This is a genomic window from uncultured Chitinophaga sp. (assembly GCF_937874145.1).
Lineage (GTDB): Bacteria > Bacteroidota > Bacteroidia > Chitinophagales > Chitinophagaceae > Chitinophaga.
Genome location: NZ_CALNBI010000229.1, coordinates 1 through 10,706, shown reverse-complemented (window position 1 = coordinate 10,706; position 10,706 = coordinate 1). Strand labels below are relative to the sequence as shown.

Here is a 10,706-nt window from a genome sequence, read left to right as displayed (position 1 = left end):
TCGCCTTGCCGGAGATGTGGCGCCAGGTCAACTTCATCGACATAAGTATCCTGCGGATTGGGGCCGCGTTTGAGCGCTCCTTCGAACACAACGAGCTTGCCGTTGATCCAGAGCCAGTATTTGCTGTCGGCCGCGATGGAAGCGAGGGCTTTGGCGGGCGCGGCGCTGAGCTGAACGGTTTTGCGGTAAGCGATCCAGGTGTTGGTGGCGCTCTGGCTGCGGGTGGTAGTGATCCACTGCGCGGGCGGGCGCTCCTGCGCATGGAGAGCCGTAACGGTCAGCAGCAGCGCAAATATCATGACGATAGTTTTCATAACGCGGAATTCAGGTTCCCAAGATGGTAAAAGAAAATGAAGGAACCGTCCTGAACTGTCCGGTCTGCCGCACGCGCCTGCATAAAAAAGGCGCCCCCGGCCGGGGGCGCCACCTCTCAGATCTGGTTCCTATCGTACCAGGTCGCCGGTTATTACGCCGATCGACTCCCTCTCTTTAACAGAAGGTGCATGCGAAGACTGCGTCCGCCATTCGCCTACGGGTTTTTCGGTAGGCTGCATATTTTCGTGCATGGATTCCGCGTTTGCCTGGTCGGGCTTGGCGTTTAACATGCCCATCATCATTTTCGTTTGTGCGCCGGATACCACGCGGGATTCCCCGTTCATGAGGGCTTCGTAGCCATCGGCCGCTACTTCTGCGGGGTCGGCCAGGGAATGGTCCTGGTATTCTTTGGCGTCGTCCATATGCGCTTTGAAGAAGAAATCGGTATCGGTTCTGCCGGGCAGCAGGGCGGTAACGGTTACGCCGGTGCCTTCCAGCTCCACGCTCAGCGCCTGTGAGAAGGATAGCAGGAAGGCTTTGGAGGCTGCATAAATGGCGAAATCCGGTGCGGGTGTTTTGGATACGATGGAAGCGACGTTGAGGATGCGCCCTTCGCCGCGCTGCACCATATCGCAGGCGATGAGCCGGGTGAGGGTAACGGGAGCGGTGACATTCAGCTGTATAAGGTCCTGGTGCCTTTCGAGGGGTACCTGGCAGAAGGGGCCTCTTTCGCCTTGTCCGGCGTTATTGACCAGGATGCTGACGGGCAGGTCCCGGGCGCGGATGGATTCATATACCTCCGCAGCCGCTTCCGGCCTGAAGAGATCTGCTGCCAGCGGTACGGCCGTTACACCCTGTGTGCGGAATTCGTTGCACACTTCTTCCAGCCGTTCGGCACAGCGCGCCACCAATATGAGGTTGTAACCATCCTTGCACATCAGTTTCGCCAGTTCGTATCCAATGCCGCTCGTTCCGCCGGTCACCAGCGCGTAGCCTTTGCCGGAGGGGTTCATATCGTTGTTCATATGCATGTTTTTTCATGATGAAGAATCGGTTTGTACAGATATATGCGTCAAACCCCATTCCATTCCCCAACAGCCATAGCAGCGGCTTCCGGGAAATTGCGTACCTTTCCGGGAACCTGACAACACCGGTAACATGCAAGCCTTCTCCCACATCCGGGACCTGTACAAGCCCATCCAGCCCGCTGTGACCGCAGCAGGCGAAACGGTTTCCTATGTGGAGCTGCTGCCCTGCCCCGCGCTGCAGCCTTATATTTATTGTTACTGGCAGCTGAAAACAAATACCCCCGCCGCGGAACCCTTTCCGTATCGCGTGGTGGCCGACGGCTGTATGGATATTTTCTTCGAGCCCGGCAATCCCGCCGAAGCCTGGGTAATGGGTATCTCGGATGCGTATACGGAATTCCCTTTGACGGGCGATTTCCATTACGCCGGTATCCGTTTCCTACCTGGCATCTTCCCGCAACTGTATCATATTCCGGCCGAATCACTTACCGGCCGCACGGAAAACCTGCTGAACATCGATCCGGCTTTAGCCGCAACACTGGCCCACCGCTGCGCCGGCATTCAGCATCCCGAAGCGATGTGCCTGTTGCTGGACGAAATTTTCCTGGAAATGATTGCGGGAAAAACATTCCGTCCCGACGGGCGGTTCTACGACGCACTTGACCTCATCCTCCGCCACAACGGCACCATCCAGGTGGAAAAGGAAGTGCAAACGGGGATCAGCCCTCGCCAGCTCCGGCGGATGTTCGGGCAATACATCGGCGATACGCCGAAAGCCTTCAGCAGTATCGTGCGCTTCCAGCGGATATTGCAGGCCAAGCCCTCCTCCCGCAGCCTGCGGGAAAGCAAACTGTTCTTCGACGCCGGTTATTACGACCAGTCTCATTTCATCCGCGAATTCCGGCGGTTCTATGGCCAAACGCCCGGCCAGGCCTGGGGCAGATAGCATTATGTCCGTTTTGTACTATGTTCCGGGAGCCCGGCTTCCGACTTTTGTACTGTCATCAAAAACGGACGTACATCATGAAAAATCATATCGCCCTCGCGGCTTTCCTGCTCTTCTCCTTTCCGTTATTCGCTCAACAAACCGCTAAAACTTCGACCATGAAAATGAATGCCGGCATTATCACCGCCAAACTCGCCGAAACAAAGAAGTTCTACACCGAAACCCTGGGCTTCGGGGTAACGTTCGAAAATGAATTCTACCTGTTGATGCACACACCCGGCCAGGCATCGGAACTCAGCTTCCTCCTGCCGAAACACCCTTCGCAGCAGCCGCTGTTCCAGCAGCCTTTTGGCGGACAGGGCATGTACCTGACCATCGAAGTGGAGGACGTCGATAAAGTATACAAAGAAATACAGGCGAAGGGCGTGCCCATCAAAATCGAATTGCGCGACGAGCCCTGGGGCGATCGCCACTTCGCCATACAGGACCCCAACGGCATCGGGATCGATATCGTGACTTACGCGCCACCCGCACAGTAAAGAAAAAAGAAGCCGGTTCCTATGGGGACCGGCTCCCTAATATTTATCCCCGTCCGCTATGAGCATCCAGGTAATTATCTTAGTTTTTCCCGCCAAAACGAAAGCCCCGCAAACGCGGGGCCTGATGCTTCGTCCATGTGTTTGTTGAGGCGTTATCTCACTTTTTCAGTATCGGTGAGGAAGACGCGCGTGCTTACCGTGTAAGGCTGCCCGTTCTCCTGGCTGTATTTCAAATCCACATAAAAAGCGGAATACCCGGCCGACGGCAGCGGCTGCGACACCGATACATTCGATTTGCCGGAGATACCCAGACTGCGCGACGACCACTTATCGTTGCGGAAATCCAGGTCCGGGGAATCGGCCGACCAGATCACTACATCTTCCAGCTTATCCGGCGTTGCTTTGATATCCACGTTTACGTTTTTCCCTTTCTTTTTGATGGTATAGCTGCATTCAGGATAATGCTGCCCGTTGAACGTGATGCCGAAGAATGCGCTCAGCCCGTTCATCACCTGCTTGCCGTCGCCCATGTTGTGGCCGGCGTTGGGAACGTAGTTGAGCAGGTATTTTCCGGGGATGTCGTTGATATAATTCTTCACGTTATCCACCACCCAGTATTCGTCGTTGGTGCCCATGAAGAGCATTTTGGGCATATCGAGCGATTTGCGGTAGCTGTAGGGATCTACCATGGTGGTGATGGCTTTGCCTTCCGGGGTGCCCGTTTGTTGCGGTATGCCCAGTTTCACATAATCTTCGATCTGGATGCTGTATTCTTTCCAGGTTTCGATTTGATAATCGAGGCTTTTGGGCATGTTGAGGATATCGATCACCATGGGGGCGATGGCTTTCACACGGGGATCGTTGGCGCCGGTGAGCCAGGTGGTCCACCCGCGTTTGGAAGCGCCTGCCACCACGAATTGGTTTACGGGCTTGTCAGCCTTCTGCTGCGAAAGCTCCTGTACGGCGTCCATCGCGCGGACGGCGCTTTTCACCATGGGGAACAGCAGCGGCCAGGAATAATCTTTCGATTGTTTGAAGTTGTGGAGGGTGAAGGAAATCAGCGCGTCTTCCGTCAGATCGTTATACAAGGGCTGGTTCGGCGTCTGGCGGAGAACGGCGGTGATGGCGCCCCGGTCGTGCGCGATGGTGCCGATGGCGCGGTACAGCCCATCGTTGGCGCCCGTCCAGCGGGGCTCTCCGTCCTTCAGCGAACCACCGGTAATGAACAGCAATGCTCCGTTGTGCCTGACGTTTTTAGGAACGAAGACCATGAGCTGGTGCTTCCAGGTATGCTCGCGCCATTGCTGGGAAACGAGGGCAAGGGAATACGCGGTGATATCTCCCACCACAAAAGAATCTTTCACGCTCCATTGATAGGATTTGTCGCCGTTGTCGAGATAAGCGCGGAGGGCCGTTTCGGGTGTTACCTGCGCGCGGGAGGCGACTGCGGAAAGCAGGATCGCCACAAAGAGGATGAATGGTTTCAACATGCTGTATCTCATAATGCTTCTTATTTTTTGATTCGTTTACCAGGGCTTGCCGGTACCGCTGATCACCCAGGGCTTCGACCAGGGACTGTTCTGCGGACCGTTCGCGCCAAAAGCGGAGTACGTTGTTACTTCCAGTTTGGCGGCGGCGGCCATGATGTTGGTATTGTTCAGGTTTCTTTCGTCGAGCATATAATAAAAGCGCACCGGCACCACAGGCCCTTTCGCATTCGGCCCGGCACTCAGCACCGGGAAGCCGGTTCTTTTGTAATCCGCCCAGGCCTCGGTGGCATTCGTCCAGGCCGCGATCCATTTCTGTTCCACGATCTGCCGCTGCGTGCCCTGGAAGGTGCCGGCGGGCCCGGCCATATACGCGCCCAATTGCGCGCCGATGCCCCAGGCCACGAAGGAAGCTTCTATGCCTTTACGGTAGTGCGTTTCCGCATCGCCAGCCGCCCAGCCTTTCAGTGCGGCTTCGGCCAAAATGAAATGCACTTCGGCGGCGGATATGAAGCGCGCCTTCAGCAGCGGGCCTTTCGCTTCTTTATAAATATCATTCAGCCACGACACATGCGCGTTGGTGGATGCCTGCGCCGCGTCGTTGCTCATGTTGTACACGGCAGGACCGGCGAGTGCAGGCGGCAGGCCAACGTAATCCTGGTCCTGGTTGATGTCTGCCGGCGTGAGCCCGCGGGAGGCCAGCACATCGGGCGATAGGTAACGTACTTTCCGGGGCTCGCCGTTGACGATGGTATCGCGGGGCTGGTACACGTTGCCGGTACCGGCGGGCTTGGTATCGTCGACCAGGAGGAAGCATTCCACTTTCCGGGCCCAGATGCCAAGCCGGGGATCACTCAACGATTGCAGCTTATTTACGAATGTACTGCACATTTTGATGCGGCGGTAGCGGCTGCCCGCTTCGCGGTCGTAGGTGGCGTTGGAAGGCCAGGAATCCGCGTCGCTGGTGCCCACGAATGCCATGGTGGCATCATCGGCCGCGCTGAGGATCAGCGGGTATAGCGCCGGGTCGGCCACGATCTTTTCGATCCCGGGGCGGGCCACGGCGGGCAGCTTCTCGGCAAGGCGCATGTAGTAGCGGAGCGCCAGGGAGTTGGCCATTTTACGCCATTTGGCGGGGTCGCCCTGGTAATATACATCCACGGCGTCGATGGGCGCGGTGTATTGATTTTTCGGTTTGGAAAGGAGCTGGTTGGCGCGGTCCAGATCGGCCAGGATGCCGGTGTACACGGCTTGCTGGGGATCGCAGGCGGGCGCCGCATTACCGGCGCCTTCCTGGTCGCCACGGAGCGCCTGGCTGTAGGGGATATCCCCGTAAAGATCCGTCAACAGGCCAAACAGCATGGCTTTCATCACAAGCGAAACACCTTCATGGAGTTCAAACCCTGCGGCTTTGGCTTTGTCGTGGACCAGCTGGTTGTTGCGGAGGATATCGTAAAAAGGCGTCCAGCTGTTGCTGCCACCCCAGTCGTATTCGTTGTGCGAGCCTACCCAGCCGTCCTTTTGCGTATGCTGCATTACGCCGGCGAGGTCCTGGAACCCGAGGTTCACATAATTCTTGCCGCTTTCAGTGAGCACGGTGGAAAGTACGAAGCCGGGATTGGTATCATCAGGGTTGGCGCCGTTGGGGTTCTCGTTGAGCGACATGAGGTGCTTCTTGCACGAGGGGCCCGTCAACAGCAAAAGACAACATACGGAGAGGATCAGTCTGCTTTTCATGTCGGATGATTTAGAATGTCAGGTTAAGTTTGAAACCCAGCGGAATAGACCAGGGCGTAACGTTATACCGTTCGATGCCCTGTTTAAACTGTATGCCCGAGCCTTGCACGCCTGCCGCGGGCTGGTAGGCCTGTTCGGGATCTACACCGATCTTGGCGGCGGTCCATAAAATGATGTTGCGGCTGTATATGGAAAAACCCGCGCTCCTCGCGCCGATGCGCTTCACGATATTCGAAGGGATGTCGTAGGAAAGCGCCACTTCCCGCAACTTAAGATACGATGCCGGAAACAGGAACGCACGGGTGAACGACCAGGTGGTGCTGCCTGCGTATGGCAGTGTGAGCGTGCCCGGGCCGCCGAGGTTCTCCGCATATCCCGTGGGATTTCCCTGCGGATCGAACCCTGTTGGCCGCACACCGGGGATGAACACTCCGCCGTATGGTAGCGTGTAAGGGCCATAGGTAAAGGGATAACCGTTGTATTCCGGCGTTGGCCCGCCCACCAGCGGGAAGTAATTCCCGTTGACGCGGATCAGCTGGTCCTGGTTCGCTTTCAGATAATTGGCGAGGTCCTCCCCTTTCATATTGCCGGGATTGATCAGCTTGTCGAGGAAGCGCTGCGAGTTGCCGTGCTCTTCGCCGTAACGATAGGTTTGTGAAACGAAGTCGCCGCCATTCCGCCAGTCGAAGGTCATGGCCAGGCTGAATCGTTTGTAGCTGATCGTGGTTTGCCCGCCGAGAATGAAATCCGGGTTGAAGTTGCCGATCTTGTTCCGGGAATTCTGCGCATCGATCGCCTGCCATTTGCCAACGGCGTCGAGGACAGGATATCCGTAATACGGAGATTTCTCGTCTTTCACCGTTACCAGCTCCGCATCATAAATATCCCCGATGTCTTCTCCCACGTACGTCCACGCACCGCCGCGCCCTTCTTCCCAAAGCACATAATACGGCATGTCTTCCGTGAGGCTCACGATGCGGGTGCGGTTGCGTGTAAGATTGACGTTCACATCCCACCGGAAATCTTTTTTCAGCACCGGCGTGCCGCCCAGGGTGATTTCTACGCCCCGGCTGCGAAGGAGGCCGGCGTTGATGTTCTTGCTGGAGAAGCCGGAGGAAGGAGGAATCTTCGTACTGAAGATCTGGTTTTTATTTTCAACGACGTAGTAAGTAAAATTGAAGCGCAGCCTGTCCTTAAATAGCACCACATCCGCACCGCCTTCGTACGACGTCGCGATTTCGGGTTTGAGGAAAGGGTTGAGCAGCGTGCCGGAAGTCGTGAGCCGCGGAATATTGCCCCACGCGCCTGCGTTGGCCAGTACGGCCTGCAGCTGATATGGCGAAGCGTCGTTGCCGACTTTGGCGATACCGCCCCGCAGCTTGATCATATTGATGTTCGGGTGGTTGATGCCCGCCACTTTATCGGCCAGCACGCTCAGCGAGGCGCTGGGATAGAAGTAAGGCTCCGCATTGGGCAAGGTGCTCGACCAGTCTGTACGCCCGGTGATATCGAGGTACAGCATATCGCGGTAGCCGATGTTGGCGGTGCCGTATACGCTATGAACGCCCTTTTCGTAGCGCGACGTCCAGGCGTCGAGGTTTTCGGGGAGGATGTTTTGCAGCGTGAATACGCCCGGAACAATGAGGCCCGTGCCGGCTTTATTGGTATTGCTGACGGTTTTGCCCGTCTGGTAGCGCAGGTTACCGCCGGCAGACACGGAGAAGTCGATTTTACCGGCGCGTTGTTTATAGGTGAGCAATGCGTCCGCATTGCGTTCCATATGACTGATGCCGATGATCCCGTAGGCGCCGTTGCGGGAGTCGAGGTAGCTGTTGGCGATTTTGGTTTCGCGTTCTTCCTTGTAGTTGTCCAGCGCATAGCGGACCATCAGGCTGAGGCGCGGCGTGATCTGCCAGTCGGCATGCACGTTCCCGAAAACACGATCGCGTACAAAGCCATTATTAACCTCATACGCCAGGAACCAGGGATTATTGAAAACGCCATTGGACTGCGTTCGCTGCTGGATACCTTCCTGCCCTGGCATCCAATAATCGCGCAGGTCGTTGATATTGATGTGCGGGCTTAAACTGTACAGCCATTGCAGCGGGTTGGTGCCGCGGTCGCCGGCGGGGCGGTTGTTGGAATGGCTGCGGCTGTAATCCACGTTGGCGCTCACGGTAAATTTGGAATGGAGGCGCATCGTGGCGTTGAGGTTGAGGGAATTGCGGAAGAGATCCGTATTGGGAATGATGCCTTTGTTGGTCATGTTCGCGTACGACATGCGGTAGGCGATCAGGTCGTTGTTATTGGCGATGGAAATATTGGAAGCGGAGGTGATCCCGGTATTCACGAAATCCTTCGCGTTGTTTTTGTGGGATACCAGGGGCATGGGGATTTTCTTCCCGTCTGCTCCCGTGGGGCTGTTCCATTGCACTTCTTCATAGCCCATATCCAGCTGGGCGCCGTAAGTGGCGTCGAGGTTTTCGACTACGAGGGAGCCGAAGGGATTGGTGAGCATATTGCCGCTCCGCGACACGGGGATGGCGGAGAACTGTCCCGAACCGAATTTGGTTTGCCACTCGAGGTATTTGTAAGGGATATCGAACACCACGTTTTGCGTGGCGTTGACGGTCAGCCTATCGACCCTGCGGCCGGTTTTGGTGGTGATGATCACCACGCCGTTGCCCGCCCGGGAACCGTAGAGGGCCGCTGCGCTGGGGCCTTTGAGGACGGTCACGCTTTCGATGTTATCCATATTGATATCGGAGATCGCGTTGCCGTAGTCCACTTTGTTGTTGCTGCCGATTTCGCTGATATTGTTGAGCGTATTGGCCAGTGGCACACCGTCGATCACGAAGAGGGGCTGGTTGTCGCTGCTGAGCGAGGTGGCGCCGCGGATGACCATATTCACGGAGGAGCCGGCGCCGCCGGTGCTGCTGATGGTGACGCCGGCCATTTTACCGGACATGGCGTTGAGGAAGTTTTCCTGCGTAACGCGGTTGAATTCGCGGCCGTTGAGCTCTTCCACGGAGTACCCCAGCGACCGTGTGGCCCTGCGGATGCCGAGTGCGGTAACGGTTACGGCGCCCAGCTCGCGGCTCTTCTCCCGGAGCGTAAACGAAAGCGTGGCCCTCGCTCCTTCCTGGACGGCGTAATTCCGGAGCGTATCGCGGATGTAGGCGACGTGGGAAAAGACGAAGAAGTAGGGCCCTCCGGCCGGAACTTTGTTCATCACGAACACGCCTTTTTCGTTGGTGACGGCCTGCGTGACGGCGCGGGAAGATTCGCCGAACAGTTCTACGGCAACGCCTTCCACGGGTTGCATGGCCTCATTCCGGACGATACCGGTCACGGAGGGCGAGGTGTTGTTTTGTGCGGATGCGTGGCCATACCCGCACAGGAGGAGTATAAGGCAGGCCTTTCCCGAAACAGCGCGCATTCGTAATCTCATATCGGTGATGTTTTAAAGTATAGGTAGCACCCCTGCGTGGTGGATCGCAAAAGGGGGCGGGAACCGGTAAAATCAGGGGGTGACGAGCAAGCTGTCGCCCGAGAGGCGTATCTGCAGGTTATTCAGCACGGCGATCGTCTGCAGGAAATCGTCCAGGGATTCTTTGCCGCTGTTGTAGGTTCCGGTGAAGTATCGGTCGCGGAGGGTTGCGGGGTCGTAGATGACCTGCAGTTTTTCGCGGGTTTCGAGTTGCCGGAAGAGAGTTGTCAGCGGGGTGTTATCGAAATGAATTATAGCGGATGTAGGAATTGTTTCTTTGGGTGGCGGTATTTGCGCGACGGCGGGTGTTTTGCGGGCGGGGGGCTCCGGGCGGGTGACCTGCACGGTATGCAGCGACGCGTCGTAGCGGAGTTGTTCGCCGGGGCGGAGGATAACGTCTTTGTTGTTATCGGTTTGCACTTTCACTTTCCCGCTGATGAGGAGGACGGTGGTGGGGTTGCCGGGGAGGGACGTGATTTCGAAGACGGTCCCGAGGGCGGTGGTATTTGTTTTCCCCGCGGAGACGGTGAATGGCGCGGGATTTTTGGCGACATCGAACCGGGCTTTGCCGGAAAGGGTGATATTTCGGTTACGGGTGTTGAAGGGTTTAGGGTATTGAAGGGAGGCGCCTGGTTGGAGGAGCACGTCTGATCCGTCGGGGAGGCGGTGCTCGAGGGGTTTGCCGGTGGTGTTATGGAGGACTTCCACGGGCAGATCCCGTGGCGCCTGCGCCACGGGGGGCGCGGGCGTTGCCGGCCGCGTCATGAACCAAATGGCCGCTGCAACTGCCAGCATGGCCGCTACGGCGGGAATGCGCCAGCCGGTGCGTTTCGGCCGGTCGAGGATATGTGCTTCGATTTGCCCGTACATCGACGCGGAAATGGATGCCGGCAGTTCGCTTTCCTGCTGGAACTGGTCCCAATGCTCTTCGGTCAGGTAGTGGTCGAGCGCTTCGGGATGCTGCATGAACCACTCCCGCACGATAGCGGATTCTTCTTCGGTGCTTTCGCCGCGGAAGTATCGCTGGATCATATGGGTTGTAATTTCCATTATCTGTTCTGTCGAATGTCTGATTAAATATCCTGCATCATGGGCGCGGCGCGCTTACTCATTTTCCATCTGCCACCCACGCCTTCATCTTATCCTTACATCTTCCATTTCCAG

8 protein-coding genes are annotated in these 10,706 nt (G+C 57.0%); 2 read left to right on the top strand and 6 right to left on the bottom strand.

The genetic code is table 11. From position 1 onward, the window contains the following. On the bottom strand, positions 1–314 hold a 314-nt coding region (locus Q0510_RS11190; RefSeq protein ID WP_298711283.1), incomplete at its 3' end, for a hypothetical protein. Between the two features lie 129 nt (positions 315–443). After that, the gene (locus tag Q0510_RS11185) at positions 444–1,340 is read right to left on the bottom strand and encodes an SDR family oxidoreductase (protein ID WP_298711281.1); all 897 of its coding nucleotides are present in this window, start codon (positions 1,338–1,340) and stop codon (positions 444–446) included. 133 nt (positions 1,341–1,473) lie between these two features. Between Q0510_RS11185 and Q0510_RS11180 the strand changes: the two genes are divergently transcribed. Beyond that, positions 1,474–2,289, top strand: coding sequence for a helix-turn-helix domain-containing protein (locus Q0510_RS11180; protein WP_298711278.1), 816 nt, complete (start codon positions 1,474–1,476; stop codon positions 2,287–2,289). A 77-nt stretch (positions 2,290–2,366) separates the two neighbouring features. Beyond that, a complete protein-coding gene (locus Q0510_RS11175) occupies positions 2,367–2,828 on the top strand; it encodes a VOC family protein (RefSeq protein WP_298711276.1) in 462 nt (153 codons plus the stop codon). A gap of 152 nt (positions 2,829–2,980) precedes the next feature. Here the strand turns inward: Q0510_RS11175 and Q0510_RS11170 are convergent, their stop codons facing one another. The 4 genes from Q0510_RS11170 to Q0510_RS11155 all read right to left on the bottom strand — a co-directional run bounded on the left by Q0510_RS11170 (position 2,981) and on the right by Q0510_RS11155 (position 10,574). Further along, on the bottom strand, positions 2,981–4,330 hold the full coding sequence (locus Q0510_RS11170; protein ID WP_298711273.1) for a PhoPQ-activated protein PqaA family protein: 1,350 nt from the start codon (positions 4,328–4,330) through the stop codon (positions 2,981–2,983). A gap of 24 nt (positions 4,331–4,354) precedes the next feature. Beyond that, positions 4,355–6,052: a SusD/RagB family nutrient-binding outer membrane lipoprotein gene (locus Q0510_RS11165; protein ID WP_298711270.1), complete on the bottom strand. Its 1,698-nt coding sequence runs from the start codon at positions 6,050–6,052 to the stop codon at positions 4,355–4,357. Between the two features lie 10 nt (positions 6,053–6,062). Next, positions 6,063–9,503 carry a SusC/RagA family TonB-linked outer membrane protein gene (locus tag Q0510_RS11160; protein ID WP_298711267.1) on the bottom strand — a complete coding sequence of 1,147 codons (3,441 nt, stop codon included), beginning with the start codon at positions 9,501–9,503 and terminating at the stop codon, positions 6,063–6,065. A gap of 72 nt (positions 9,504–9,575) precedes the next feature. Continuing rightward, on the bottom strand, positions 9,576–10,574 hold the full coding sequence (locus Q0510_RS11155) for a FecR family protein (RefSeq protein WP_298711264.1): 999 nt from the start codon (positions 10,572–10,574) through the stop codon (positions 9,576–9,578). Between the last annotated feature and the right edge of the window lie 132 nt (positions 10,575–10,706).

What these genes read in the sequence shown, in the direction of transcription:
- Q0510_RS11155 (WP_298711264.1), bottom strand. Translation starts at nt 10,574, where the DNA reads ATGATCCAGCGATACTTCCGCGGCGAAAGCACCGAAGAAGAATCCGCT.
- Q0510_RS11170 (WP_298711273.1), bottom strand. Translation starts at nt 4,330, where the DNA reads ATGAGATACAGCATGTTGAAACCATTCATCCTCTTTGTGGCGATCCTG.
- Q0510_RS11185 (WP_298711281.1), bottom strand. Translation starts at nt 1,340, where the DNA reads ATGAACAACGATATGAACCCCTCCGGCAAAGGCTACGCGCTGGTGACC.
- Q0510_RS11160 (WP_298711267.1), bottom strand. Translation starts at nt 9,503, where the DNA reads ATGAGATTACGAATGCGCGCTGTTTCGGGAAAGGCCTGCCTTATACTC.
- Q0510_RS11180 (WP_298711278.1), top strand. Translation starts at nt 1,474, where the DNA reads ATGCAAGCCTTCTCCCACATCCGGGACCTGTACAAGCCCATCCAGCCC.
- Q0510_RS11175 (WP_298711276.1), top strand. Translation starts at nt 2,367, where the DNA reads ATGAAAAATCATATCGCCCTCGCGGCTTTCCTGCTCTTCTCCTTTCCG.
- Q0510_RS11165 (WP_298711270.1), bottom strand. Translation starts at nt 6,052, where the DNA reads ATGAAAAGCAGACTGATCCTCTCCGTATGTTGTCTTTTGCTGTTGACG.